This is a genomic window from Bradyrhizobium sp. CFUWI (assembly GCF_056429085.1).
The window spans coordinates 99,336-125,775 of sequence record NZ_JBWJZE010000016.1 but is presented as its reverse complement, the minus strand read 5'-3'; the positions used below and the strand labels follow the sequence as shown (position 1 = coordinate 125,775).

Annotated in this window: 28 protein-coding genes and 2 tRNA genes; 9 read left to right on the top strand and 21 right to left on the bottom strand. The window is 60.8% G+C overall.

Annotated elements, in window-relative coordinates:
- Positions 1 to 2 precede the first annotated feature (2 nt).
- Together AC066S_RS29125 and AC066S_RS29120 are read right to left on the bottom strand one after the other, a co-directional pair.
- Positions 3 to 347, bottom strand: coding sequence for a DUF167 domain-containing protein (locus AC066S_RS29125; protein ID WP_478271248.1), 345 nt, complete (start codon positions 345 to 347; stop codon positions 3 to 5).
- Between the two features lie 15 nt (positions 348 to 362).
- Positions 363 to 653: a YggT family protein gene (locus tag AC066S_RS29120; RefSeq protein ID WP_024338768.1), complete on the bottom strand. Its 291-nt coding sequence runs from the start codon at positions 651 to 653 to the stop codon at positions 363 to 365.
- 201 nt (positions 654 to 854) lie between these two features.
- Here AC066S_RS29120 and AC066S_RS29115 point away from each other — a divergent pair.
- Positions 855 to 930 (top strand) — tRNA-Ala (locus AC066S_RS29115).
- 102 nt (positions 931 to 1,032) lie between these two features.
- Here the strand turns inward: AC066S_RS29115 and AC066S_RS29110 are convergent.
- From AC066S_RS29110 to AC066S_RS29080, 7 genes are all read right to left on the bottom strand, one after another.
- Positions 1,033 to 1,845, bottom strand: coding sequence for an enoyl-CoA hydratase (locus AC066S_RS29110; protein WP_478271247.1), 813 nt, complete (start codon positions 1,843 to 1,845; stop codon positions 1,033 to 1,035).
- Positions 1,846 to 1,958: 113 nt separating this feature from the next.
- Positions 1,959 to 2,750 (bottom strand): glutamine amidotransferase, encoded by a 792-nt coding sequence (locus AC066S_RS29105; protein ID WP_478271246.1) that lies wholly within the window; start codon positions 2,748 to 2,750, stop codon positions 1,959 to 1,961.
- Positions 2,751 to 2,875: 125 nt separating this feature from the next.
- Positions 2,876 to 3,655, bottom strand: coding sequence for an SDR family NAD(P)-dependent oxidoreductase (locus tag AC066S_RS29100; protein WP_126257265.1), 780 nt, complete (start codon positions 3,653 to 3,655; stop codon positions 2,876 to 2,878).
- Positions 3,656 to 3,833: 178 nt separating this feature from the next.
- Positions 3,834 to 4,364 carry a tellurite resistance TerB family protein gene (locus tag AC066S_RS29095; protein ID WP_126256797.1) on the bottom strand — a complete coding sequence of 177 codons (531 nt, stop codon included), beginning with the start codon at positions 4,362 to 4,364 and terminating at the stop codon, positions 3,834 to 3,836.
- Positions 4,365 to 4,670: 306 nt separating this feature from the next.
- Complete coding sequence (locus AC066S_RS29090) at positions 4,671 to 6,080, bottom strand: DUF5939 domain-containing protein (RefSeq protein ID WP_478271245.1); 1,410 nt, start codon at positions 6,078 to 6,080, stop codon at positions 4,671 to 4,673.
- Between the two features lie 50 nt (positions 6,081 to 6,130).
- The gene (locus AC066S_RS29085) at positions 6,131 to 7,501 is read right to left on the bottom strand and encodes a cytochrome P450 (RefSeq protein ID WP_478271244.1); all 1,371 of its coding nucleotides are present in this window, start codon (positions 7,499 to 7,501) and stop codon (positions 6,131 to 6,133) included.
- Between the two features lie 33 nt (positions 7,502 to 7,534).
- A complete protein-coding gene (locus AC066S_RS29080) occupies positions 7,535 to 8,905 on the bottom strand; it encodes a hydrolase (RefSeq protein ID WP_478271243.1) in 1,371 nt (456 codons plus the stop codon).
- Positions 8,906 to 9,041: 136 nt separating this feature from the next.
- On the opposite strand from AC066S_RS29080, the gene AC066S_RS29075 reads away from it, so the two are divergent.
- Entirely contained in the window at positions 9,042 to 10,730 is a 1,689-nt protein-coding gene (locus tag AC066S_RS29075) for an MFS transporter (protein ID WP_478271242.1), read from the top strand.
- A 93-nt stretch (positions 10,731 to 10,823) separates the two neighbouring features.
- Here the strand turns inward: AC066S_RS29075 and AC066S_RS29070 are convergent, their stop codons facing one another.
- Positions 10,824 to 11,039, bottom strand: coding sequence for a cysteine rich repeat-containing protein (locus tag AC066S_RS29070; RefSeq protein WP_126256803.1), 216 nt, complete (start codon positions 11,037 to 11,039; stop codon positions 10,824 to 10,826).
- A gap of 174 nt (positions 11,040 to 11,213) precedes the next feature.
- A complete protein-coding gene (locus AC066S_RS29065) occupies positions 11,214 to 11,507 on the bottom strand; it encodes a hypothetical protein (protein ID WP_126256804.1) in 294 nt (97 codons plus the stop codon).
- Between the two features lie 254 nt (positions 11,508 to 11,761).
- Here AC066S_RS29065 and AC066S_RS29060 point away from each other — a divergent pair, with 254 nt between their 5' ends.
- Complete coding sequence (locus AC066S_RS29060) at positions 11,762 to 12,808, top strand: polysaccharide deacetylase family protein (protein ID WP_478271241.1); 1,047 nt, start codon at positions 11,762 to 11,764, stop codon at positions 12,806 to 12,808.
- Between the two features lie 138 nt (positions 12,809 to 12,946).
- Here the strand turns inward: AC066S_RS29060 and AC066S_RS29055 are convergent, their stop codons facing one another.
- Both AC066S_RS29055 and AC066S_RS29050 read right to left on the bottom strand, forming a co-directional pair.
- Entirely contained in the window at positions 12,947 to 13,342 is a 396-nt protein-coding gene (locus tag AC066S_RS29055; protein WP_126256806.1) for a hypothetical protein, read from the bottom strand.
- Between the two features lie 355 nt (positions 13,343 to 13,697).
- A tRNA-Thr gene (locus tag AC066S_RS29050) sits at positions 13,698 to 13,773 on the bottom strand.
- 378 nt (positions 13,774 to 14,151) lie between these two features.
- Here AC066S_RS29050 and AC066S_RS29045 point away from each other — a divergent pair.
- The 6 genes from AC066S_RS29045 to AC066S_RS29020 all read left to right on the top strand — a co-directional run bounded on the left by AC066S_RS29045 (position 14,152) and on the right by AC066S_RS29020 (position 19,818).
- Complete coding sequence (locus AC066S_RS29045; protein ID WP_478271240.1) at positions 14,152 to 14,661, top strand: Panacea domain-containing protein; 510 nt, start codon at positions 14,152 to 14,154, stop codon at positions 14,659 to 14,661.
- Positions 14,648 to 15,409 (top strand): hypothetical protein, encoded by a 762-nt coding sequence (locus AC066S_RS29040; RefSeq protein ID WP_478271239.1) that lies wholly within the window; start codon positions 14,648 to 14,650, stop codon positions 15,407 to 15,409. Before AC066S_RS29045 ends, AC066S_RS29040 begins: the two co-directional genes overlap by 14 nt.
- Before the next feature lie 109 nt (positions 15,410 to 15,518).
- Positions 15,519 to 16,091, top strand: coding sequence for a hypothetical protein (locus AC066S_RS29035; RefSeq protein WP_478271238.1), 573 nt, complete (start codon positions 15,519 to 15,521; stop codon positions 16,089 to 16,091).
- 1 nt (position 16,092) lies between these two features.
- On the top strand, positions 16,093 to 16,791 hold the full coding sequence (locus tag AC066S_RS29030; protein ID WP_478271237.1) for a hypothetical protein: 699 nt from the start codon (positions 16,093 to 16,095) through the stop codon (positions 16,789 to 16,791).
- A 9-nt stretch (positions 16,792 to 16,800) separates the two neighbouring features.
- Positions 16,801 to 17,778, top strand: coding sequence for a hypothetical protein (locus AC066S_RS29025; protein ID WP_478271236.1), 978 nt, complete (start codon positions 16,801 to 16,803; stop codon positions 17,776 to 17,778).
- Between the two features lie 63 nt (positions 17,779 to 17,841).
- Positions 17,842 to 19,818 (top strand): hypothetical protein, encoded by a 1,977-nt coding sequence (locus AC066S_RS29020; protein ID WP_478271235.1) that lies wholly within the window; start codon positions 17,842 to 17,844, stop codon positions 19,816 to 19,818.
- 615 nt (positions 19,819 to 20,433) lie between these two features.
- Here AC066S_RS29020 and AC066S_RS29015 read toward each other — a convergent pair.
- The 8 genes from AC066S_RS29015 to AC066S_RS28980 form a co-directional block, all read right to left on the bottom strand.
- Positions 20,434 to 20,763, bottom strand: a complete 330-nt coding sequence (locus AC066S_RS29015; protein WP_478271234.1) for a hypothetical protein — start codon at positions 20,761 to 20,763, stop codon at positions 20,434 to 20,436.
- 121 nt (positions 20,764 to 20,884) lie between these two features.
- Complete coding sequence (locus tag AC066S_RS29010; protein ID WP_478271233.1) at positions 20,885 to 23,056, bottom strand: AAA family ATPase; 2,172 nt, start codon at positions 23,054 to 23,056, stop codon at positions 20,885 to 20,887.
- A gap of 25 nt (positions 23,057 to 23,081) precedes the next feature.
- The gene (locus AC066S_RS29005; RefSeq protein ID WP_478271232.1) at positions 23,082 to 23,297 is read right to left on the bottom strand and encodes a hypothetical protein; all 216 of its coding nucleotides are present in this window, start codon (positions 23,295 to 23,297) and stop codon (positions 23,082 to 23,084) included.
- A complete protein-coding gene (locus AC066S_RS29000) occupies positions 23,294 to 24,160 on the bottom strand; it encodes a hypothetical protein (protein ID WP_478271231.1) in 867 nt (288 codons plus the stop codon). Before AC066S_RS29000 ends, AC066S_RS29005 begins: the two co-directional genes overlap by 4 nt.
- Positions 24,161 to 24,203: 43 nt before the next feature.
- Entirely contained in the window at positions 24,204 to 24,551 is a 348-nt protein-coding gene (locus AC066S_RS28995) for a hypothetical protein (RefSeq protein ID WP_478271230.1), read from the bottom strand.
- Between the two features lie 184 nt (positions 24,552 to 24,735).
- A complete protein-coding gene (locus AC066S_RS28990; RefSeq protein ID WP_478271229.1) occupies positions 24,736 to 25,683 on the bottom strand; it encodes a hypothetical protein in 948 nt (315 codons plus the stop codon).
- A gap of 83 nt (positions 25,684 to 25,766) precedes the next feature.
- Positions 25,767 to 26,168: a hypothetical protein gene (locus AC066S_RS28985; RefSeq protein ID WP_478271228.1), complete on the bottom strand. Its 402-nt coding sequence runs from the start codon at positions 26,166 to 26,168 to the stop codon at positions 25,767 to 25,769.
- On the bottom strand, positions 26,165 to 26,395 hold the full coding sequence (locus AC066S_RS28980) for a helix-turn-helix transcriptional regulator (protein WP_478271227.1): 231 nt from the start codon (positions 26,393 to 26,395) through the stop codon (positions 26,165 to 26,167). The genes AC066S_RS28985 and AC066S_RS28980 overlap by 4 nt, the downstream gene beginning before the upstream one ends.
- Positions 26,396 to 26,440 lie beyond the last annotated feature (45 nt).

Genomic DNA, 26,440 nt, shown 5'->3' with positions numbered 1-26,440 from the left:
CCTCAATCTGTCGATTTGGCTGAGACGAGCTGGCGCAGGGCTTCGCCCAGCCGTGCCGGATCGCCGTCGACCGCGATCTGCTTCAGCCGCGAGGTAGCTCCGGACAGCAGCCTCACGCTGGCCTTGGGAACGCCGAGCGATTTCGCCAACAGGACCAGGACGGCCTTGTTGGCCGCGCCGCCATCGGCGATGGCGCGCACCCGCACCTTGAGCACGCTGCGGCCATCGGCCAGCTGCTCGATCCCGTCGATGTCGTCGCGGCCGCCGCGCGGCGTCACCCGCAATGCGATGCTGATTCCTGCGGCCGCGTAACGCCAAGGCTCCTTGCCGGCTTCTCGGGCAACCAAGGCGCTCCAGCCTGCTCAGATCACGTTGGGGTAGACGTAGTACAGGATCACCCGCTCGATGAACATGATGATCAGGATCAGGATGATCGGCGAGATGTCGAGACCGCCGAGGCTGGGCAGGAAATTGCGGATCGGTGCCAGCAGGGGCTCGGTGATGCGGTACAGGAACTCCGCCACCGCCGAGACGAACTGGTTGCGGGTGTTCACCACGTTGAAGGCGATCAGCCAGGACAGGATCGCGGAGGCGATCAGCAGCCAGACGTAGAGGTCGAGCACGATGATGACGATGTCGAGAACGGCACGCATGGCTTTTGAGGACTCTGGCTTTTGGAAACTCTGGCTGCGGTCGGATTGACGCCTTTGCTAGATATCGGTTCCCCCCCGCCCAAACAAGGGAAGTCGCGCCCCGAATGGCTAAAACCGGGTGACACCCGTCCTTGACTTGACCTTGGCGGGGACTTAAATGGCGCCCGGTTGTCGGCCGCGTTTACCAGAGCGGCCAGCAAAGGGGCCATAGCTCAGCTGGGAGAGCGCGTCGTTCGCAATGACGAGGTCGGCGGTTCGATCCCGCCTGGCTCCACCAGCCTTCGCAGGCTACGCCTGCTTCGGCTCGGCAAGCCCTTTCGTAGCGAAGGCTGCCGCGGCGAAGCCCGAAGGGCGAAGCCGGGCTCTCTCCGAAATCCCCCTACCTCCCCGTAAACCTCGGCGGCCGCTTTTCCATGAAGCTCGCCACCCCCTCCCGGAAATCGCTGCCGGCCAGCGCCACCATCATCTCCCGGTTGGCTTCGATCGTTGCCTCGGCCAGGGTCTGGAACGGCACCTCGTAGAGCTGACGCTTGATCACGGCCATCGCACTCGGCGAGACGAAATCGGCGAGATCGCGGGCATAGGCGTAGGTCTCCTCGCGCAGCTTTTCAGGCAAGCAGAGCCGATTGACCAGGCCGATCCGAAAGGCTTCCTCGCTCGACACGCGCCGCGCCGAAAGCAGCAGATCCATCGCGTTGGCATGACCGACGATGCGCGGCAGCATCCAGCTGATGCCGTGCTCGGCGATCAGTCCGCGCCGCGCGAAGGCTGTGGTGAACACCGTATTGTCGGCGGCAAAGCGCAGATCGCAATAGAGCGCGTGGACGAGGCCGATGCCCGCGGTGGCGCCGTTGAGCATGGCGATGACCGGCTTCCTGATCGACGGATAATAGCCGTAGCGCGTCTGCCAATCCGGACGGCGGTTCATGTCGAAGGGCGGCAGGTTCGAGGCGCGCCTGACGTCATCAGGATCGAGCCCCTTCAACGCATCCATGTCGGCGCCGGCGCAAAAGGCGCGGCCCGCGCCGGTGAGCACGATGACGCGGACATCGTCGTCGGCGCTCGACGCTTCCATCGCATGACGCACGTCGCGCTCCATGGTCGGCGTCCACGCATTCATGCGATCGGGGCGATTGAGCGTAATGGTCGCGATCTTGTCGCTCACCTCATAGAGAATGTGCTCGTAGGCCATGACGCTCTCCCTTGTCTGCCGGCACGCATTGGTGCGCGCTCGTTGGCGGAGAGCCTAGCATATCGGGGGGCGGCGCGGACTTGCGCCAGGAGCCTGCGCGAAAGGCGCGCGGGTTACTCGGCGGCTTGGGCCAGCACCGGCCGGCGCTCCAGCCAGACATTGATAAAGTGATCGAGCCAGGCGCGCTCTGCGGCATCGTAGACGGCACGATCCGCAAAATGATGGTGCCGCTGCCGCGCACCGGGCGCGCTGAAGCCGTCGTAGCCGCGCGTGGTCCAGCGATGCATCATGGCGTAGGTCACGTCAGGATGAAACTGCACGCCGAAGGCATTGCCGGCGCGAAACGCCTGCACTGGAAAATCGTCGGCCTCTGCAAGCAGCTCGGCGCCGGCAGGCAGCTCGAATCCCTCGCGATGCCAGTGATAGACCTGAGCCGGCCAGGCCGGGCAGAGCGCGCGGCCCGCGGCGGTCGGACGGATCGGGTAGTAACCGATCTGGGTCAGCGCATCGGCATGCGGCGCGACGCGGGCACCGAGCTGCATCGCGAGCATCTGGGCGCCAAGGCAGATGCCGAGGAACGGCCGCTGTTCGCGCAGCGGAATTTCGAGCCAGTCGATCTCGCGCCGGATGTAATCGTCGGGATCGTTGGCGCTCATCGGGCCGCCGAAGAATACGGCGCCGGCATGCTCGTCGAGCGTCTCCGGCAGCGGATCGCCGAAGCGGGGACGGCGAATGTCCAAGGAGTGGCCGAGCGCACGGAGCGCATTGCCGACCCGGCCCGGGGTCGAGCATTCCTGATGCAGGACGATCAAGACCGGCTGGCTTTCGGAGGCGGCAGTGCTCGGCGCCTTCTTTCGGAAGGGCACCAATTCTGCGCCACCAAACCTGTCCGTCCGGAACGACATGGCCTCTGCGAGTGCTATCGGTTCAGACCGCCAGCATAGCTAAGCGATAGTTAACATCGTGTGAGTTCGCGCACACATCCAAAGTGAAGCAAGCTCCGGGCCACTACGGGAGCTCCAGGATTTCTCTAATGCCTGCGCCTCTGGAATCGGCTCGTCGCGGCCAGGATGAAGCCGCGCGGGAAAAAGCGCAGCGCAAACGGCACAATCTTGATGCCGAGACCGGGCAGCACTGCCCGTTTGTTGGCCATCAGGCCACGGTATGCCTCCTGCGCGACATCGGCGGCTGAAACATTGAGAAGGGCCGTATCGTGTTGGGACCCGACGCCGGCGCGCGCCTGGAATTCGGTGGGCACGGGGCCCGGGCAAAGCACGGTGACGCGAACGCCGCGCGGCGCGAGCTCCGCCCGCAGCGCTTCGGTGAAGGAAATCACGTAGGCCTTGGAGGCATAGTAGACCGCCATGCCGGGGCCGGGCAGGAAGCCCGCAACCGAGCCCACATTGAGAAGACCGCCCTTGTTCCTGATCAACTGATCGGCAAAGCGCAGCGACAGATCCGTCAGGGCCCGCACGTTGACATCGACGATCCCGATCTGCTCGTCGCGATCGCGCTCGATGGCATCGCCGAACACGCCGAAGCCGGCATTGTTGACGAGGTGGTCGAGCTCGATGCCTTCGGCGGCGAGCGCCGCCGCGATCGTCTCGCCGGCGGCGGGGTCCTCGAGATCGCAGGCAATCACGATCGGCTTCTTGCCGCCCTTGGCAGCGAGCTCGCTCGCGAGCGCCTCCAACCGATCCGCGCGCCGCGCCGTCAATGCCAGGCGATGTCCGTTGGCGGCAAATACGCGCGCCAGCTCCGTGCCTATGCCCGCCGAGGCACCGGTGATCAACGTTACCCGCTCAGTCACGATCGAAGTCTCTTGAATTGAAGTCTTTGGCCCCGCAATGGCTGAACGAGAGCATAAGCCGTGCGCGACAGGCAAGCGTCGCTGGCGGAATGGCGGCTTGAGCGGGCGACAGGGGAGCAGGAAGGACAGGTATTTTGCAGGCGAATCCGCCAAGAGCCGGGGTTACATTAAAGTTTCGTCATGTGGCTCGCGTGGGAGCCAATCCACCAGGCGGGAGAGGTCGACCACCGACGGCACCATCCTTCACCTGGCTAGCGGCGCGCTCGGCCACAATATGTTTCAGCTCGATCCGGTCCCGTTGGGAAATCCCGAGCAGATCGGAGGCGCGCCAGACGACATTGTCCTCGAACTCGCTGACCTGGCCGTCGGCATAGACTAGCTCCCACATCATCCGGACGATGCGCTTGCGACCCTCTTCGTCGAGCGAGCGCATGATGATGCTGGTGAAGTGATAGAGGTCCACCGCCTCGCCCTCGACCTCGGTGGCGTCCGCGATCAGGCGATCGGCCGTGCCTTGATCGAGCCCAAAATGGCTTTCGATCAGGCTGTGCAGCTTGCGCCGCTCGGCGGCCGTCGGCTGGCCGTCCAGCGAGACAACGTGGACCAGCAGCGCGGTGGCCGCCAACCGATAATCGCTGTCACCGAAGGTGCGGTTCTGGTCATGGGGGGCGACAATGTCGGCGATGAATTGGCGCAAGCCGTCGAGCATAAGGTCCTACCGAAATCGATGCAGCCGCGAGAAGCGCAGCTGTTACCGGCATTATATGAGCAGGAAACTCAACCGGCGCAACGTGCGTCAGTTCCCCGCGCCGCATTACGTTTCGGCAATATGGGCCGGCTCCTTCCATGCCCTGGATAAGCCCCGGGCATGACGGCGAGAGTGTGACGCACATCCACCGCCACGTCATTGCGAGCGCAGCGAAGCAATCCAGAATCTTTCCGCGGAGGGATTCTGGATTGCTTCGTCGCAAGGGCTCCTCGCAATGACGGGACTTGGAGCGGCCGACGACCACTCTCACGGAATCTCGTACACCACCATCTTGTCGGCGATGCCGCGCAGCGCCGCCTGTTTCTGGATCGGCTTGATCGCGCGCTGCTCCAGCACCTCCGCAACCGCGGGCGCGTCGAGCACCGGGCCGGTAATGTGGATTTCCTGCGCCGTCGACAGGCTCTGCACGCGGGCGGCGATGTTGACGGTCTGGCCGAAATAATCCTGCCGCTCGTTGAGCATCACCGCAAGACACGGGCCCTCATGGATGCCGATCTTGACGATGAGATCGTCGGTGCCGCGCTGCTTGTTGAGCTCGTCCATGGCCGCGCGCATCCGCAAGCCCGCGACGATGGCGTGCTCGGGACGGACGAAGGTCGCCATCACGGCATCGCCGATGGTCTTCACCACCGCGCCCTTCTCGGAGGAGATGATCTCGAGCAGCGCATGGAAATGCGCGCGCACGAGGTCGAAGGCGGCGAGATCGCCGACCCGTTCATAGAGCGCGGTCGAGCCCTTCAGGTCGGTGAACAGGAAGGTGAGCGAGGTGATCTGGAGCCGCTGATCGAGACTGAGATTGTCGGCCTTGAACACGTCGCGGAAGGTCTGGTTCGACAGCATCCGCTTGGCGGTGAGGAACGGCTTGCGCTTGCCGATGAGATGGTGGAGCGCTTCAGCGGCAATGAACACCGACGGCAGCACGCGCACGCCGGCCTGGTTCTCCAGTGACAGCCGCAGCGGGCCGGGCCGCATGGTGGTGGTGCCGGTCGGGGCCTGCACCTTGTTGTAAATGATGGCGAGCTGCTGCCGGTCCTTGGTCGGCTCGCCCTGGACGTCGATAAAATGGGCGGCGTGCGTCACCGGCTCGAAGATGATGACGAAGTCGCTCGGCAGCTGCAGCGACATGGTCGCCTTCTCGCCTGCCGGCAGCTCCATCGTGTCGAGCGTCACCTCATTGGCAAGGGTCGCGAACGATTCCTTGTTGAAGTCGACGCCGGAGCTCCAGAACACCTGCTTGAAATACTCCCACACGGGAAGCGTATCAGGGTCGTGCGCCGCAATGCGCCGGACGCGCGGGTTGACGGTAAAGGAGACCTCGACCTGATCGTCGACGGAGGCCTTGTAACCGCAGGCGCAGAGTGCGCAATGATAATCGTCGGGCTTGAGCGCCTTCAGCGTCGAATGCGCGCCGAGCACGCCGCCGCATCCCGGGCACAGGACGTTCCAGCCGAGATCGAATAGCCCGAGCCGCGCCGAATGCAGGAAGGCGGAGATCGCGCGCTCTTCGTCGAGGCCGTGCTGGCTGGAGAAATCGAGGACGTTGACGCGGTTGAGCTCGTGATCCTCGCCATCCTCGATGAGGCGTACGATCGCATCGACCACCTTCGCGTCGGCAGTCTGCTTCAGAACGGAAAACTGGGCCTGGATGTCGCTCATGGCAGGTCTCTATCTCGGGCGGATCGCGCCGCCGGCCAGCAAAGGGCCTGTCACCGACGCGTGATGCGGAACATGGGTGAATGGTCCGGCTGGGTCGTGACGACGCCGAGCGGGACCACGGGATTTGCGGTATCGGCGAGCTCGACACGGAAGGCGCCGATCAGCCGGGCCAGCGCCAGCACGGATTCGGCTTGGGCGAACGGCGCGCCGACGCAGACGCGCGGACCCGCGCCGAACGGCAGGTAGGCGAAGCGATCGGGCGCCTCTTTCGACATGAAGCGCTTTGGAATGAACGCGTTCGGCTGATCCCACAGCTTCTCGTGCCGGTGCAGCAGCCAGGGCGCGATCATGATGATGTCGCCCTTGCCGATCTCGATTCCGGCCGCATTGTCCTTCTCGCGCGCGGCCCGCGCGACCAGGAACGCCGGCGGATAGAGTCGCATCGTCTCCTCGATCACCGCGCGGGTCAACTTCTGCCGGTCGATGTCGGCGATGCTGTCGAGATGCTCGCCGCGCGTCTCGGAGGCGACTTCCTCCTGGGTCTCCGGGTCGAGCGCGAGCAGATAGAGCGCCCAGAACAGCGCCGTTGCCGTGGTCTCGTGACCCGCAAGGATCATGGTCGCAACCTCGTCGACGAGCTGCTCGTCGGAAAAGCCCTTGCCGGTCTCAGGATCGCGCGCCGCGTCCATGAGATCGAACAGGTCCCGCGGCGGCGCGCCGTCCTTCTTGCCGGCCGCGCGCCGCTCCGCAATCAGCATGGCGACGAACTCGGTCCAGCGCTTGCGGAAACGGGCGCGGGCGAAATCCATCGGGCTCGGCCAGGACACCGGCAGCACCATGTCGAGAAGATACGGGCGTCCCAGCCGCGCGGCATATTCCATGATGAAATTGCGCAGGGTCGCGCCATGCCGGTCCATGCCGAACGAGAACATCGTGCGCCCGGCGATCTCCAGCGTCATGCGCTGCATGGTCTCGCGCAGGTCGATATCTTCCCCCACCCGCGCGTCCAGCTTGGCGATGGTCTCGTCGAGCACCGCCGTCATGTGTGGAACGAGGTTCGCGGTGGCGCGCGGCGTGAAGGCCGGCGCGAGGGTGCGGCGCTGGAACGTCCAGGAATGACCCTCCGCGATCAGAAGCCCGTCGCCCAGCACCGGACGCAGCATGCGGATGCCGGCCGGCGTGCGCGTGTAGTTCTCGTAATTGGTGAGCAGGACGTGCCGGATCGCGTCCGGCTGGTTCAGGATGAAACTGTTGCGGAGGAAGAAGCGGCCTTTGATGACGTCTTCCTCATAGGCGCGCTGGCTCCAGGTCGCGATCATATTGCGCCGGATCACGGCGAGACGGCCGAAGAACGACATGTCGTCGGGCGCACGCGGAGGAGCCGGAGGGATGATGGGCCGACGCACGCTGGCGATATTCATGGCTCTCTCCCGCAAGATGTACGCAGGCAACAGCTAGTAAGTCAGCTCGGCAATCGCAATCCGGTTCTCCTGGGCGGCCCAGGCCCGCGCTACAATCCGTTCTTCGCCGAATTGAGCCACGATGTTACGTCCAACCTCGCCGGCTGCAAGCCGCAATGTTGCCGCCGAATCGGTCGGCACGCCCGACTTGACGTCGGCGGGCTCCTTGCCGTCCAGCAGCACCACGTCCCGCGGCAGGCCGAAATAGCCGCGCGGCCGCGACATGATGACGACCGCGCCGGCGTCCTTGTCGGCCGGCCCGAGCGGCCGTGCGGCGCGCAAATGGACGACGTCAGACGAGCGCGGGAACGGCGAGCGATAGATGTGCGTGATCGGCGCCCCCGGCGACGTCAGAACGAACTCGAGCGACCAGGAGGGCTCGATCTGCGCCGGCCCCCAGCGGCCGTCGGCGCCCGTGGTCGCGCTGTGCACGGCGCCGCCCTTGCGCTCACCGGTATCGGGATCGACGCGGAAGATGTCGACGGTTGCGCCCGCCACAGGCCGATTGGTCGGCACGCCGCCGGGCGTGCCGGTGACGAGGCCGCTCAGCCTGACGACCGGCTCCGGCACGATCGCGATGCGCGCGGGTTCCCGGCCGGCGATGAACTTGTAGATCTCACGGAACGCCCTGGGGTGAAAGGCCACCTCGCGATGGTCGAGCGCACCGAGCACGAGATTGGTGGCGCCCTTCAGCTCCGGCCCCTCATTGGTGACGCCGGTCGGCGTGCCGGGCTTGCCGATGAAGCGGCCGTCGGCCTGGGCGTATTTGTCCATGCCGTCGCTGCGCAGCGTCAGGAAGGCGACGCCCGGCGTCACCTCGCTCTCGCCCTCGTTAAGCGCGCGCAGGAACGCACCGCGGCCGTTGAACTCGCTGTTGGGCTGATCGTCGGTTGCGAACACGCCGTGATTGGGCGTGCCGCACAACACGGCGTGGCTGACGTCGCCGGCACCGCCATTCTTGATCACGTTGCGAATGGCATAGCCGCCGCGCGAGCTGCCGACCAGCGCGACACGCGCCGCGCCGGTCCGGCGCTTGAGCTCGGCGATGGCAGCGGTGAGCTCGCGGCGCTGGTCCTCGGTCGAGGAGCGGTTCGCCTGCTCGACCTTGTCGTCGGTGCGCGCATTGGGATCGGTGAAATTGATCGCCGCCATGCGATCGCGCGCGATACCGTTGGATTCCATCCGCCACAAGGTCGTCATCCAGAGCGCGTCATAGTCGCCATTGCCGTGCACGAACAGGATCGGCGGCACCTCATTGCCCGGCGCAGCAGCCGTGGTCTGGGCGATTGCGCCCGTCCGCAAGCTCGCAGTTGCGAAGGGCAAGCTGCCAGCCGCCAGCAAGATCGTCCGTCGCGACAGCTTCATCTGTTCCTCCCCGGCAAACCGTCTCTTTGCACCGCTTATAGCGGCCTAATCACTGGACAGCGAAGGACTTTCGCAGGCATCAAAGAATTTGCCGGAATCGCCAGCACCACTTCTGCCAGCCCATTTGGAAGAGGACATGACCGAGCAGCCAAACCGTCAGAAAATGGCCGCCGACGGCATTGCCGCGCCGCTGCGGTACACCGTGTTCCGGCGCATCTGGCTCGCCAGCCTGCTCTCCAATCTCGGCCTTCTGATTCAGGGCGTGGGCGCAGCCTGGGCGATGACACAGATGTCGGCATCGGCCGACCAGGTGGCGCTGGTGCAGACCGCCCTGATGCTGCCGATCATGCTGATCTCGATGCCGGCCGGCGCCATTGCCGACATGTATGACCGCCGCATCGTCAGCGTGATTTCGTTGTCGGTCGCGCTGGTCGGCGCGAGTGCGCTCACCGTGCTGGCCGGCCTCAACCTGATCACGCCCGAATTGCTGCTCGCCTTCTGTTTCATCGTCGGCAGCGGCAACGCGCTGTTCGGCCCGGCCTGGCAGTCCTCGGTCAGCGAACAGGTGCCGCCTGAGGCGTTGGCCTCCGCCGTGGCGCTGAACGGCATCAGCTACAACATCGCCCGCAGCTTCGGCCCCGCGGTCGGCGGCGTCATCGTCGCTGCGCTCGGCGCGGTGGCCGCGTTCGCCTGCAACGCGATCCTCTATCTGCCGCTGCTGGTGGTGCTGCTGCTCTGGCGCCGCAGCACCGAGCCGTCGCGCCTGCCGCGGGAGAAGCTCAATCGCGCCATGGTCTCGGGCTTCCGCTACATCACCAATTCGCCGCCGATCAAGATCGTGCTGTTGCGGACGCTGGTGATGGGCCTGATCGGCGGCGCCGTGATGGCGCTGATGCCGCTGGTTGCGCGCGACCTGCTGCATGGTGGCGCGCAGACCTACGGCATCATGCTGGGTGCCTTCGGCATGGGCGCGGTGATCGGCGCGCTCAATATCCACGAATTGCGCAAGCGCATGAGCGGCGAGGCCGCGATCCGCGCCTGCACCATCACGATGGCCCTCGCCATGGCCGCCCTCGCCCTGAGCACGGAGCCGGTGCTGACGGCGGCCGCGCTGGTGCTAGGCGGCGCGGTCTGGATGGCGGCGATCGCGCTGTTCAACATCGGCGTGCAACTCTCGGCGCCGCGCTGGGTCGCGGGCCGCTCGCTTGCGGCGTTCCAGGCCGCGATCGCCGGCGGCATCGCGATCGGCGCCTGGGGCTGGGGCCATCTCACCGACTATGCGGGCGTCGAGATGGCGCTGCTGACGGCGGCCGGCCTGATGCTGATCTCGCCGCTGCTCGGGCTTTGGCTCACGATGCCGCGCGTCGGCGCCCGCAACGAGGATGCGGACATGCTCGCCGATCCCGAGGTGAAGCTGTCGCTGACCGGGCGTAGCGGCCCGCTCGTGGTCGAGATCGAATATCGCGTCGCGCAGGAGAACGCGCGCGCCTTCCACAACGTGATGCAGGACGTGCAGCTCTCGCGCCAGCGCAACGGCGCCTATGGCTGGTCGATCGCGCGCGACATCGCCGATCCCGAGCTGTGGACCGAGCGCTATCACTGCCCGACCTGGTTCGACTACTTACGCCAGCGCAACCGCTCGACCCAGTCCGAGCGCGCGCTGCATCAGCAGGCGATCGATTTCCACATCGGCCCCGAGCCGGTGCGGATCCGCCGCATGCTGGAGCGCCCGTTCGGTTCGGTGCGCTGGAAGGACGATACGCCGGATCGCGCCGATGGCGAGGTGCTGCCGGTGGTCGCGACCGCGGCGGGAAGCAGTACGTAGGTCCTGTCAGCGCGTAGCCCGCATGAGCGCAGCGACATGCGGGGCCAGAAGTCCCGGATATCGCTTCGCTCATCCGGGCTACGACGTTTCGTCTCACTGCCCGTGCTGGGTCAGCACCTTGTCGCAGGCCTTGCTCAGCTTGGTGCGGTTCTGCTTCAGGCAGGCGAGCACGGCGCCGTCGCCATTGTTCATCACGGCGCGGCAGAAGCGGCTGACATCGCGCGCGCAGGCATCGTGGCCGGGCTGCTGCTGCGCGGATGCGCTCGAGGCGCACAGGAGCAAAGGAATGATGAAAAGAAATCTGGTCATCGCGTAATGCCTCTTACCCGGAAAGATGTGCGGGGAAGCTAGTGCGACGATCCCGCACCTGCAACGGCTTTATTGCCGGGCGGGAAGGGTGCCGACGCGTGGCCCCGGCATGACGCCGGGGCACATCGCGGTGGGGGAGCTGACCGATGCGACGATCGTTGTCGCTGCGCGCTGTTACTGACTGTTCCGGGCGTCAGCGACCTTGCGCGAGGCGCCCTTGGCGAGATCCTTGTCCATCACCGCGCGGCAGCCGGCGCTCAGATCCGAACGATGCTTGATCATGCAGGCCGTGATCTTCGGGATGTTGGGGATTTCCGACGAGCACAGGCGGAAGGCATCGCCAGTGCACATCTGCTGCGCCTCGGCCGTGAAGGCGAAGCTCGAGCTCGTCGAAGCGATCGAGACGATGGCGGCAACGCCCAGAGCCAGGCTGGTGTCGCGGAGACGGGCAGAAAAGGACTTGGTCATTTTGAAGCTCCCGTTGGCACCGCGCAGAGCGGGCCCGTTGTTGATGGGAACTACGATGCTCCGGCAAAACAGTTTCCACCGTGATGACCGTCACGCGCCTCACCCCGACTGTGACCTCGGTCACGTTGGCGCACCGCCGTGAAATTCCTCCACAACCGCCGTCGTGTTGGTGTCACGTTAACTGTTACTTCGCATTAATGGCGCGTCGCGCGGGAAATTCCGCAGGTTTGGTTGCGTAATTGGAAAGAGTAGCGATGCGTAATGCGTTGGGCCTGATGCTGGCCAGTGTAGTTGCGGCGGTCGTGATCGCCGCCGGCGGTTGGTTTTATTATTCCGCGCGCGCCGATCAGGGCGCTCCCAGGACAGTTGCGGCCCGTGCCGGCGATCCGTTGCCGGCACCGGCGAAGCTCGCCGCCAGGGACGACGTCGAGACCACCGCGACGGTGGCGGCCAAGCCGGCGGCAGTCGCAGCACCTGCGCCGGCCATGCCGATGCAGCCGAAACAGGCCTGCGCCAATCCGAACGCGCTGGGCGTGTCCCGCGTCGTCGAGATCGACACGACGGGCGGTCCGGGATTCGGCTTCGAGCACTTCAAGCAATTCGATTTCCTGACCGAGAAGGAAGTCGTCCTGACCTTCGACGACGGTCCGTGGCCGGTCAACACGCCCACGGTGCTGAAGGCGCTCGCGGACGAATGCACCAAGGGCCTGTTCTTCTCGGTCGGCAAGCACGCGACCTACCATCCGGAGATCCTGAAGCAGGTGCTGGCCCAGGGCCACACGGTCGGCACGCACACCTGGTCACATGTCAATCTGAACAGCAAGAAGTTGACGGAGCAGCAGGTCAAGGACGAGGTCGAGAAAGGCTTCAGTGCTGTGAAATTCGCGCTCGGCACCAATCCGGCACCGTTCTTCCGCTTCCCGCAGCTTCAGCACAATCCCGCGATGGTGAGCTATTTCGGCACCCGCAACGTCGCGATGTTCTCGACCGAGATCGACTCCTTCGACTTCCGCAAGGGCGCGACGCCGGAGAAGATCGTCGAGACGGTGATGACGAGGCTGGACAAGCTCGGCAAGGGCATCATCCTGATGCACGATTTCCAGAAGAACACGGGCCTTGCCCTGCCGACGCTGCTCGCGCGGCTGAAGGCCGGCGGCTACAAGGTCGTGCAGATGAAGGCCAAGGCGAGCCTCCAGACGCTGCCGGAATATGACGAGGCACTGATGAAGGACATGAAGGTGCCGACCGCGGGCACGAACGCCCGTCCGATCGCGAGTGTCGTGCAGACGGTCTCGCAGTAAGCGCGATTGGTCAAAGTCAAAACTCTTGCGTCAGGGCCGGGCCCGTCCCGGCCATCCACGTTCTTGGATCAGGGGCGAAGACGTGGATGCCCGGGCCAAGCCCGGGCATGACGGCGAGATTGGGGAAAGGTCTGCGGCTTACCAATAGATGCCGTGGCGGTGCAGCTCGCCGATGATGCGGCGCTCGGTCCAGCTGCGCTTGGGCTTCGGCTTGTCCGCCCCTGCGGTTTTCCTGGTGGCAGGCTTGGCGGTCGCGACCGGCGCCGCGGTGGTGGTGGTCGTAGGCGCGGCAGCCGCAGGTGCGGCTGTCGTGGCCGGCGGCGCAGACAGCGTCACGGCCGGCGGACGATCGGAATATTTCGGCGCCTCGGTGGCCGGCGCGGCTTCGCTTGCCTGCGCCGTGGTGCTGGTCGGCGCGGTCAGCGGAGCGGGAGCCTGAGCGCCCGACGCTGACAGCGACAGGCTGCGGGAGCCGTCGGCGTGGGCAGATCCGGCACTCAGGACCATGGCGGCAACCAGAATGATCTTGCGCATGTGAACTCTCCCCGTGTTGGCGTGACCGGGACATTACGGGCAACGTGCTGGGGGTTAAGTGATTGGCCTCACATAAGCGCGGCACAATTTCGAACCGGACTGCCGCGGTCAACACCCGCCCCGATAAACCCGCAGCGTCCCGTCCGTAAGACCCATGCTGTTGAGCAGGCGCACGCCCTTTCCGCATCCATGCGCGCGACGGATCGTCGCCGAGCCCACAGCATCAGAGCCGCAAACGCGATCGAGATTGGAGTGAAAGCTTTGAAACCGCTCGACACCCCGATCGGCACGAGGTTGTCACCCATGTCTCAGGTACGTTTCGTTACCTATGTGTCCGGGCTGGACAGTCAGGCGCTGGTGCCGCAAGAGGGATTCGAACCCCCGACCCCGTCATTACGAATGACGTGCTCTACCGACTGAGCTATTGCGGCAAACCCTTGATACGCCTTATCAATTCGCCGCTTCCTATCTTTCGATTTTCGGCCGGGGTAACATATGGGTAACGGCGGGCCGTGGAAGCGTCGAATTTCGGCCTCGGTATAGCGGCGGGCGTGGCGGAAGTCGATAGGGCCGCCGAGCCATTGTAAGCGTCTCTAGGAGAGTTCACCGCTGGGCCCCTCGCCCACAACAGGCACTCGCCACGCTGAGCTGGAAACAAACTAGACGCTATGTTCCACCGGCGAATCAGATGCGGGGCAAGGATGGGTAAAATCTACGGAACGTCTTGACAAAACACGACTTTAGAGTCCGTGACCAGCGACTCGACTTATGATATATGTCTCTTTCAGTCACGCGTAGCCCCTCAACCGATGCCCAAGCAAAAGCCCACACAAGCACCAGCCAACGTTCAGGACGTTTGCGATTACATCATCGTGAAGTTGAACGAGGCTGACGCGCACCTGAACGTACTGAAGCTTCATAAGCTTTTGTACTACGTGCAGGCGTGGCATCTGGCGTTCGGTCGCGGCCGCTTGTTCAACAATAACTTTCAAGCGTGGGTTCACGGTCCGGTCTGCCGCATAATCTATGACCGCTTCAAAGACTCCAAGTCGATGTATTCAACCGTTCGACTGCGTGACGTTAGGGACTCTTTCGATCCTGACAACATTCCTCGTGCCGCGAAACGACATATCGATTCGATTCTCGAAGCATATGCGGACTTCACCGACGACCAGCTTGAAGAAATGACTCATCGCGAGCGGCCGTGGATCGAAGCGCGTGACGGCATCGACCCGAAGGAACGGGCTGAGACCCCAATCTCTGATGACGTGATGCGCGATTTCTATTCGAGGCGGCTCAAACGCCATGGGGCGAGATAAGAAGAAGTCAGCCTTAAAGCCCCTTGTTGGGCTAGTACCTGCGGCAGGTAAGAAGGTTTCCACTGGTGCGGTCCCGGCGGCTCGAAAATGGACCTTCTCGTTTAAGTTTTTCCGGCAGATCGATCTCTTCGGTACCGGGGCGCAAGATGCCGCTTGGTTCGTTTCCGTCATGGAGAAACTCGCGGACCTGAGTTCCAAGAACGTTTCCGATGTACTTAATTCTCCTGCTGAGAAACTGCGCTGGCGTTTGCACGAGATCAATTGGGAGCAGAAAGGGATTCCCATTCAGCGATCTGACCTCAATTGGCTTGACCGACGATATCTGGACAACGCGGCCGAATACCCCCTTTGGCAGTTTTCAGTGTCTAGGGCTCTCGGACGGATCGTGGGTTTTTGGGATGAGGACGGCATCTTCAATCTGGTACTCTTCGATCCCGCGCATAATCTTCAACCGTCTAAATACTCGGATTACAAAACACGCGAAGCTCCCATCGCACCGGGCGAGTTCGAAATTGCGATAACGCAAATTGAGAGTCGCATTGGCGCGTGTGGCGACGCCTGCCACTGCCGCAATTTGTATGGTGACATACAAAGTTTGCTGACTGGTCGCTTGCAGTTTTCAACGATGCTAGTTTCGATGCCCGACCATTTGTTCGAACAAGTTACTGCGCTTATCCGGTCCGGCTTGGCGAGTTGCGTCAGCGATCTACTCGAATACGCAGCGAAAGAACTGAGCGAACCGCACTAAACCAAACTAAGACTGCGGCTAAAGTCCACCGTCAGCAGCGGATAATTTTCTTTTCATTGCAATCGGCGCCCAATACAGTCTAGGCGGGAAACGGTCAAGGGGCTGTCCGTTGAAAGTTTTGCGAGACGACAAGGCCTTCAGCGATTTTTATGGAAGGCTTGATGACGCTGCGCGCGCGCGCTTACGGTATTGCTTTCAGGTGGGATCAACCTTCATCCACGTTAGCAGGATGGAAGATTCAATCATCGGCGCCATGGCGATGTGCGACCGAATAAAGATTGCGAAGGTACTAGGTCCTGATGCGAAACGTTGGGAAGATTTCATGTCAAAGTGGGCGACCCTGCGTGGCTCAACGCTCGGCAGCTTGATCACGATCCTGTCGCGCCACTCGATCGAGCCCGACGACCTTAGGTATCTCCGCTGGTTGAAAGAGAAGCGCGATTTCTTCATTCATCGGTTCTTCCATCAAGGCGATTGGCCCGGAGAACTTGATCAAGCCGGCTGCGACTTCATGGTGCGACGCTTGCTCTATCTAGAAATCATCTTCAGTCGCGCGACGCGCCGAATCTGGCAAATCCTTGCGCGAGCAGGACTGATGCTGATTGAGGACTTAGGCGCAGATGGATTATTGATGATGAATCCTGACATATTCGAAAACGAAGGCAGTGAGGGGCCGCGATGACATGGGGCGGGCTATTCCACTAAAGAACAACGGGCTGGTGATGCCGGACGACTTTCCGACGTCACTTTACAACCATGTCCACGAGCACACTTTATCAAAGCTAAGCCACGCGCCAGTGGCTAGCGAGCAATTCGCCGGGGCATGGAATGCAGTCGCTTACCGGTATATGGCGATGGCGGATGACGAAGAACTAATTGCCACTCTTATCGCTATGAGAGCTCCACAGGCTACTGCCCGTTACGCGCAGGAGCGCGCCCTTTTCGGTTTCTTCAGCAACGGATTCTCCGTTTTTGAATCATTGTTTTATGCGCTCTTTGCGTTGGGCGCCTGCCTATCGTCGGAACACTTCCCCATCGCAACGGCGAAGGACCAGCAAAAAATCTCCCCGCATGCCACCAATACCGCTCTGGCAAAGGCATTTCCCGATGACCCGCTTAAGGCGGTAGTCTCTAGGTTGTTATCGAACGAACAATTTGTTGACTGGCGCGAGATCCGAAACATTCTCACTCACCGCACGGCCCCCGGGCGAACAGTCTTTCTGAGTTTCAGCGACTCGTCGGACGAACCATTGCCCGATCGTTGGAAGATCAAAGACATCACTCTCGACACCAGGATGGCAGCCGAGCGCCGGACTCAGCTATCTCGACAACTGCATGAATCGATCACGGGCATTTGCGACTTCACCCAGCGGCATTTTTGAAGGGCCTCTATGCCGAAGAATTTTCGTCTCATTCCACCCGAAATTCTAACGAGGCTACGTACGTTCGCCCTCGATGACGTGATTGCTGCCTGTGCGAAGCGAATTCGGCCGGAGGATGTGGAAAAGTACTCACGCCTGGGTCTTCGGATCATTGAAGGCGAACTCGTTGCTCCACCACCCTCGATTCCAAACCCTCAGGCAGGCAAGTACTCCACGTACAATGTCGAAGGCAAAGATGTCGTAAGAAAGGACCTTCCTCAAATCTCGAAGACCTTCTCGTTCTACGCCCCGAATTGGGGCGACAGCTCCAACGGGACTCATTTAGTGAGCCACGTTCGGAAAGTATATCAGCGGGATTTCATCCCTCCGAAGGGGGTTGAGCTGTCAATCACTGTGCTGGAAAAGCAGGGCAGTGCCTGGATCGTTAAATTCGCAGTGGATCAGGTCCTCAATCGCGCCGCCCCCGACTTCGAAAACGAGCTATTATACAACTTAAATATCCTTCAAGAGAACGTAGCCTCTGCTGATGTCTTTGAGAGCGCTGCATCGCTCGCAGACTATGCTGCCACGATCCGGGTCGAATGGGAGTTGCTCCCGGCGGGCCAAATTGGCCCAAGAGAATTAGCGGATCAAATAGTGGCGCGGGCTAGGGCGAGCACTGATCAACAGAAGGCTGCGATCTGTTCCCGACTGCAAATATTCCAGAACATGAAACCGACTCACTTCATTTCAGGAACAAGCGGATTCACCCGATATTTTGGCGCTAAGTATGCCGATGACTTTATCGTCTTCGAAAATCTCCAGTACGGCAATGCCATGTATGTCATGTTTGAAGGATGGCAGACGCTGAGCCAGAAGAGCCGAGTCGATTTGCTCAAAGGAAACAGAGAAGGGTTTGAGCGGATTGAGCATCGCGAAGGTTGGGAGGACAAGCTAAAAGCGATGCTTGAACACTACCGAAAGGAACAGAGGCGCCGACGACGCTAACTCAGTATCCCTGTTCACCGTTCAAGGCACTGGCGCGGGTATAAAACCAACATCGAGAGAAATATGTCGTTTACTGCCAATGTGATCCGCGTGCTAATCGCGTCACCTGCTGATCTCACTGAAGAACGAAAGATCGCAATCAACGCGGTCTACGAATGGAACGCGCAGCACGCTGAAGCAGAATCGGTTGTCTTGCTGCCGGTCGCATGGGAGACGCACGCGACGCCACGAGCGAATGTCAGACCTCAGGAGGCGATCAACGAGCAACTGGTCGACAGCTCAGATGTGCTAGTGGGGATGTTTTGGACGAAGCTTGGTACATCCACCGGCGTCGCAGATTCTGGAACCGTTGAAGAGATCGAAAGATTCCTAGCGGATGATAAACCCGTGATGCTGTATTTCTCGAACCGGCCTATTGATCCTAACGCCATCAATTCGAGACAGCAGCGACGCCTTAAAGCATTTAAAGAATCGACGTATCAGACCGCGTTACACGCCTCATTCGATACACTAGAGTCACTGAGGCAACTCATTTCGAGGCACCTTCTGTCTGAAATTCGGTCCCTAAAACGCAGGGGCACTCGATCGACGGGGGTGTCCGCTGCCGTCGATGTTAGTGCAGTTGTTGAGGAAAAAGAGTCAAGAGACACCAAGGTGCCCGACGAGAGCTGGGACCAAAACAGGTATGATATCGCTGCATGGATCGCAATTCATCAGAAGGATGACGAGCAGTTAAAGATCATCGACGAAGCCTATAAGAAAACAAGCTACTATCGCGACGGCGCCGCATTGTGGGAGGCAAGCCTTGAATGGACCCGCATTATTGCAGGCAAGGGCGGAAAGTTAAAGGCGCTACAAAAGCTTGCCGACGCAAATTCTGGAAATGCGCAGATTCTCTTTTACCTTGGAAGCGCTCACTCTCAGTATGGACAATATCAGCTGGCAGGCGGTGCGTTTATGTCAGCCACTCGCGTGTCTGAAAATGCTCAGAAGCGTGCGCGGAATGCATCCAATGCCGCACACGCATTTCACAAAGCAAAAGACAAGCAAGGATTGTTAGTGGCATTGCGCGAACTGCGGTTGGCAGTTCAGAATGATCCCGCTCTAGAATCGGTCTTAGTCGAGACCGCGCAAAGAATTGCGCAAGACGAAAAGCGGGATGCGTTCAGCATCGCCCTCTCGGAGCGATATATTGAACTCAATCCAGATGATCACTCTGCGCGCTTTGATTTGGCCTACAGGCAGGGCAATGCAGGAAATCCATCCATTGCGCTTCACCACTACTATAAAATTCCCAAGGGCGATCGCCCCTCGACAGCCTGGAACAACATTGGTGTCATCGCGGACCAGCTTGGACTGCCTGCGAAATCAGTGAAAGCCTATCAACGCGCAGCTGAGATGGGCGAGACACTGTCGATGAGCAACCTGGGAAATAAGCTTATGCAGGGGGGCTTTATAGATCTCGCCCGGGAGCAATGCAAAAAGGCTCTCGAAAATTCGAATCCGCACGCCAATGTCGGCCATCTCGTCAGCTCTCTCGCCACAGTTGAAGAGACTGAGCGGACCAAAGAAAATGAGATCCTCGAAGGTATTGAGGAGCGGCTAATCCACTTCCGCGAGCTAGGTAGAGCCGCAAGCTTGGAGACTCCTGCGGAGATCGCGGAAGATTGGCAGGGGGCAGAATGCGTGCTCAAGCTCACCCGACACGAAGACAGAATAGTCCTCAAAGGGGATTACGAAGTTGAGGTTGGCGGCTTGGCTTCTTTGTTCTCCAGCTCACCTGGAGGTCTTGGTGGCGCTGTCCTCGCTCCTAAAAGCAAGCACACGATCACGTATTCCGGGCAGATCAGCGGGCTAGGCGTGATCGGTGAAGTTAAGCGGGAGCGGGAAGGTGCCTCGATCCTGGAATCAGCAAGTGAACAGAAGATCTTTATGATCCTGAGTACAGACGGTAGCGAGATCACCATTTTCGAACGGCCGGAGTCAGCTGCTCCATCGATTCATGTTTTAAAACGCCTCAAATTTCTGCCTGCTCGCTAACGCCGCGACTCTGCCAAGCTTATCTATTTCGCAAGGAATTATTTTTGTCTACGCGCCCGCTGGCTTCTCGCGCTCCGGAACTGCCCCCATACTGAATTCTATGCCGGCGAAGGGAGCCGCGGAAAATCTAAGGTGCGCACGGAAGGATTTCTCTTCTTCATCGCACGAGATGTTCTCATCGATTGATATGCGCACTAGCCCTGCCGCGGCGTTGTTGAGCAATACAGCCCAACGCTCTCAGCGGGCAAGTCGAAGCCGCCGTTTTTTTGTTCATGTGATTGATAGGAGAAACAAAAGACGGAAATGGCCGCGGGCCACCATCGCCATTTCCTATATACACGGTGACGTTTGGTCAGCATGTATCAAGTAGCTGATATTTAACAGTAATAGTGCTGACCATTCTTTGGTCAGCATGGGGAGCTTGGTCAGCATGGGAGATGGTCAGCATGCTACATGCTGACCAAGGCTTGGTCAGCACTTCCACCCCTTGTTTTATAGGGTTTCATCCATGCTGACCAAAACTCCCCGTGTATATAGGTCTGCTAAAGGCGGGAGCGGACGTTCGAAGCCACGCTCGGTTCTTCCGCTAAGGGCCATAACCGGACAGCAAATGCGCTATCCATCTTTGTGTTGATCGTGAACGATCTGCATCAAGCAGACAGTTACGCGGGCACCTTCCGCGTAGCTGATGGTCGGGTCGATTGTTTGGGCGATAAGCCGGACCTCATCGACCATCGCCCGCGCGCGCTCCTCCTCTCCACACCCCATAACTTCCTGAAATCTCTGCATGAGGTGGCGATCCAATGATATTTGACGTGCCACGGGATCAAGTTCCTCCCCCGAGCGCATCGGCACTCGTGTAATCGGCGGGGGCTCACGCGCCGATTTCGGTTCGCCAAGTGAATTGATCTTGAGAACTCCCCTTTGGGGTTTATCATCTGTCATAGCCGCAGGGTCCAAGCCGGATCGAAGGTTTGTGAGACGACCTTAGCACAAGAGTGTTGATGACCGCTTGGGATCAAAAGCCGCCACGCGCCGCGGTGCCGCGAATGTCTGCTCTGAGGGTCTATCCGAAGTCGATATCAGGCCCCGGAAGGGACCATACGTAAGCCGAACCCTTACCGAACCCGCTGCGCTCGCTCCGAATGCCAATGCCTTCGAAGGCGGCGCGGCGGACGGTGCGCCAACTATGGCCGCGTTCCTTCGCCCGGTCCTTCAATCCGTCAGCCGGCTTGGGGCCGCCGGCTAATTCGTCCTCTAGGAACGTGATCGCCGCTTCGAGGGCTGAACCCTTCTCTTGTTCGCCGCCGTTGTCCATCTGCCTGAAGACCTGCCCGGCGGACATCTCCGTTTCGCCGGTCCATTTGATACGCGGCACCTTGAGCACAAGCCCGGCGGCGGTCGCGACGGTCGTCTCTTCAATCTCATAGGTAAGTCCGGGCACCGGGGCACCGATGTTGCTCTTACCCTTGACGAAGAACTTGCGAGCAGTTTCCTTCCTGTCCTGCATTTCCGGCGCGACGAACCATCCGCAGCGAGCAATCGCGGTGAATGCCTGAGAGTCGAGCATGCGTGCGAGCGGGGCGCTGCCGCCGCTATTTTTCGTCAAGTGGGACAAGAACAGCACCGCCACGTCATGGCGTTCGGCGAGGTTGCCGAGCGGACTCAGCACCGAGCGGACTTCGGATGTCTTCCATGTGTCGGTTCCGTTGCGCCCGCCGGCGCCCATGTAACTGTTGATGGGGTCGATCACGATCAATGCCACGTCGTTGCAGGTGCGGATGATCTCGGCGAGTCCTGCCAGATCGTCGGCAATATTGAACATGCGTTCCGGTCGCCCTTTCACGGGTTTGACCATCATCTGCACAATCATGACCTTCGAGACGTCGGCGCCAGCGGCCTTCAGGCGTGGAACGGTCGTGTCCCCCGCGTCGTCCTCCGCGGCTAAAACAATAACGGAGCCCGGAGTCGCCTTTCCACTCCCGTCAGGCCATGCGGCACCTGTTGTAACGCGGGCGATCATATCAATGGTAATCTGCGACTTGCCCTGATCAGGAGGCCCGGCGAGGAAATTCAGCTTTCCGCGCGCGATCCGGTTCGGCCATAGCCAGTTGATGGGCTCTGGTTCGACCTCGCTCGCAAGCTGATACTGGACTCCGCTATCGGTCTGATAGACTCTTGCGTTCTTTGGGCGGACTTCGTTCGATTCAAAATCCCATTTCAGCGCGGGATCATCGTCGAAGTCCTCATCAGGCGTTCCACGACCGAAGATGACCTTGAGGTTCTCGGCACTGATTCCGTTGTCTAATAGTCGCCGCCGCAGCGTGCCGGCGCCACGGCCGCCGCGCTTGTCGGCGGTGAACGAGTCCCATCTGAATTCGTTCGTGTCGCGGTGTTCCTGGTCCGCGTAGTTCGGGTCTTCCTGACACCAATCTAGAAAGAACTCCTTGACGTCGGGGTCATTGTTGCTGAGCGTGTGAAACGCCATCGCGACTTCTTCCCATTCGGCATTGCCGGGGACGACCTGCGCGGGGTCTGCATCCTTGAGCATCAATTCGACGTCATCAAGCCCGATGGTGTCGAATCCTTCGGGTGGCTCATCGCTCGGCGCCGACTCGTTTCGGGGCAGCCGCGGCAATGCCTTGTCAAAGGCGGCAAGCGTATGTGGCGGTTCGAACTGCCGCGACTCGACAATCCGGCTGACAAATGGCTTGCCCTTTTGGTGCTTGAAACCCGGCATACGCAGCACCCGCGGCACATCACAAACGCTCGGGTCTCCGCCGTACGCCTTTGCAAGGCGTTGCGCCATGCGCTTCGTTGCGGTGAAGTCGCCAGTAGGTTCAATAGCGAAAATGCATTGGTGCTTGCCGGGCGAGGTTTCAATGATCACGTGAGGCTCTAGCCCGCCGCGCCACCTTTTGGGCAATGGCGCATTGTCAAGATCGAGCGGCAGTGCCACGACCTTCCTGAAGTTCGCGCGTTTGGTACCTTTGCCATCCGACAGATTTAGCGCGTAATAAATAGCGAAACCCCTATCATTGAGGCGCTTCAGCTTGTCTGACAGGTCCGGCAGCGTGCCGCGGTGACGCAAGCGGATAGGGCTGTTGGCGAGCGTCTTCTTCGCGGCGTCTGTTTCGGGGATCGCTCGGAAGTCCATGATGGCGCCGGCGTCGCCGCGAAGAGTATCGATTAGCTCCAATCCCGCCGTGAGTAATCCGGCCCTGTCACTCTTACGCACAGCTTCACTCCACCCGTTTCGACCGTCAAATCTCGTCGTTCACAAGCGCGCGAACGAACCGCTCAGCCAAGGCTTGTCGCTCATCCTCACGGACCTCAAAGGGCCACGTTGCAGTCTGCTCGATCAGATACGTCGCAGCCAGTTGCGGTGACGCTCGCCACACTTTGTGCTCAGTCTCCGAACCGTCGTCGTAGGCCGCGCTCATGCGGCGAAGCATCGCAGATACGAATACGGGTGTCATGACGTTGCCCTTTGCTCATCCAAGATGTCTTGCAAAATGTCCTGTGCCGCTTCCTCGATCTGGCGCTCGATTCCTTCAATGATCTGTTCGGCCTTTCGCTCCGCTGCATCTTCCGCTTCGCGCTCCATCTGCTCTTCGGCGTCGATGACATAGAGCTCGTATTCGAACCGACAGAGCATTTCCTGTCGCGCGGTCCAGCGGCGCCAATAGCACGCAGCGGCCGCGTGGTTAGACTTCGGGATGTCTGCGGGCCTACCGGTCTTGCTACCGTAGTGCCGGCAGATGTCTTCAAGCGCTTGGTCATACCAGGCTTCCTGATATGCGAATTGCTCAGAGTACCACGGCCGCCAATCATCCGGCACGGTCTCGGCGCGAGAGTCGGGCGACCAGGCACGATAGGCAATGTACTTCAGCCGGCCTTTGGGAATCCGCGCGACCATGCTTGTAACCGGCGACTCAGTCGGTGAGCCTTCGTCGCAGTAGTCATCCATCCAAGTCCAATTGCGGTGTTTTTCATTGTCGTCGCCAAACGGGAGACAAAACTTGTATGCGTTGCCGCTGTGCAAGAGCGCCGGCCGCTTTAGGGCTTCGCGATGCCACGCTTCCAGCTCCGCGACGCTCTGATGCGCCTGTTCCTGAGCCGCCTCGACGTCTGCCCGTGTCGTGCAGAAGCGCAAGGCATCCTGGGTGCAGAGCTTAGAGAACGCCGACTCCAGCTTGATGCGCGCATGATAACGGCGGCGGGCGAAGGGATCCGGGATCGATTCAGGCCGGCCATCATAACTCCCGAATTGCCGGGCCAAATAGGCCTTACGGTGTCTTCCAGGCGCTCGCGCCCAATTGCTTTGCTCTGCGGTCGTCATGACTGCACCTTTTGAAATGAGTGGGGAGCGCTGCGCTTTCCGGTTATTTGGTGCGATCGACGGGCGCCGGATTGTTCCAACGCTCGAAGATTGCGACGGGATCAAGCTCGCGCGCCCGCTTCGGCCGTTCGCCGCGGCCATAGGCGGTACTGGCCATCCGTTGAAGGCGCGACTCAGTCTTGGCCTGCCCGTCGTCGCCCTTGAACTTCAGTTGCTCAAGGTCCGCGATCGCCTTCGCAACGTCGGCCTCTTTCACCTTGCGCCACGCATGAGGGCCGCGGGCACCGTTTGTGTATTTCTGAATTGCTTTGTCGGCCGGTTCGCGGCCGCGTGCGGTAAGCGCCGCAAGATACGCTCGCTTCAGCGGCGCCAGTTCAATGTTGTCGGTCATAGTCTCCGTTCCTTTCACCAGTTGAGTCATTATTTGGAAGCATCGAGTCCGCCGCCGCTGCATTCACACCGATCTTTGACGACCGGCGGACTCTCAGCCGTTCGCTGCGGGACAAGGACCGCAGCCACCCCAACACTCCGCGCCGCAACAAAAGGATTTCAACCACAGCACGGAGCGTCAGGAATCACGCCAACTCGATATCCAAGATTGCGAGTGGACTCGCCGCCAAGCGCGGGCCGGTGTTGATGCCGCGAGCCCGGCCGGTTCGATAGATGAACTCTGCCTTCCGCTCGATTTCCAAAATCTCAGCTTCGATCTTCTTCAGCATGGCGGGCCGATCGGCGATGGGGATGGCGTTTTCAGCGTCGTGGCCGGCAAGAGCCATCGCCTTCAGCCGCTCGCGAATCTCAGTGCCGAAGACCGCAAAGAGCAATGCAGCGGTGTCGTTCAGGCGAGAGAGACTGCCAGCGCCGTTCGGAATCGTCAGCATCGGCAATTCGAGTGACGGCGCGGAGAAGCGGCCTGAAGAAATTTGGTTGGGAGTCCGAAGCCTGCGCAGGGCGTGCTGGACGCTATTCGATGCTTCCGAATAGGTACGATCGATTGCGGACTCGATGACGGCGGCGGGTACGTGTGCACGTTTGACGGCTTCCGCTTCTTCGCGCTTGCCGGCGAGAGCGGCCCGACAGGACTCGTGCTCTGCGAACAGATCGTCGCCAAGCTCGCATTTGAAGTTGTACGACTTCAGCGGCCTAAGGGCATTTGCATTCGCGAACTCTTGCACCACTTGCCAAAATCCGCCGGGCAGAAGTTGCTTTTCGTCGTCATAGAGTTTATCGAGCGCAGCAAGCTCGGCTTCTCCCTCAGCGATACGCCGATCGCAATCCTTGGCAACCTCTTCCGAAGGCGTCTGCTCCCGCTCGTTCTGAAGAGCCTCCAACCGGGCGTCGGCGATGCCGCGGCGAATCTCCGCCGCCCGATTCTGCTTCGCTTCGTATCGAGCGTACGCCTGTTCGCTAAGAGCTTCCTCGTGTTTGTAGAGTTTTCGCGCAAGAATAGGCAAGTTCTCATACGGCGTTCGCGGCCTTGCGCCGGGTGTGCTTGGGAAGTGAGTGACCGTTTCGGTAGGCATCGAACTGACTCCAATTTATGAATTCCGTGTGAGCCAAGACCTACACGCCCGATTACCGCGTTGTCTGGTCCGACTTCTCGGACTCAAGGTTCGACTTTTCGGACTAGAAACGGTTCGATAGCGGCCTGAAGTTCTTGTAAGTGAGCGACGTGTTCAGTTGGCCGTTGTCGTATCCAGTTTTGAATGCGCGCCGACTCGGCACTTGACGCGGCAGACATGCCCGAACTCTTCGCGGCTTTTTGTGCAGCGCTGAACTTGACGTCATATCGGCCGAAATGAAGCTCGGTGACGCAGAACAGAATTGCGTCTTCATCGGTGACTCCGAGATCATCGCGCAGGAAGCGTGCCGTTGCATTACCTTGGCCTATTCTGCGATCGCGCGATTGCTCTGGCCGCAACATGTCGGGTGGCAGGCCGTGCTCAGCAGCCCACTCGTCGGCATCGCCAAAAGCGATCAGTCTTCGGATTACAGAATTGTGGGTCATGGCCGCAGCCCCTTTCGCGGCGCGGCCTGCGCAATCTGTTGCGCATCCCATGCATCTAATTCGGCTTCAAGCCAGAAGCGGTCGCGACCGCCGAACGTCACCGGCTGCGGGAACGCGCGGTCGCGCATCGCGCGACGAATCCATTCGTCGGAACAGTCATAACGTTCGCGCAAGCGCGCGATGCGGAGATATTTTTTGGGATTAGTAGTGGAAAGCGAGCCGGACACGGGAAGACTCCGACGCGGACTTGCCGCGTTTGGAATCTAGCCCCG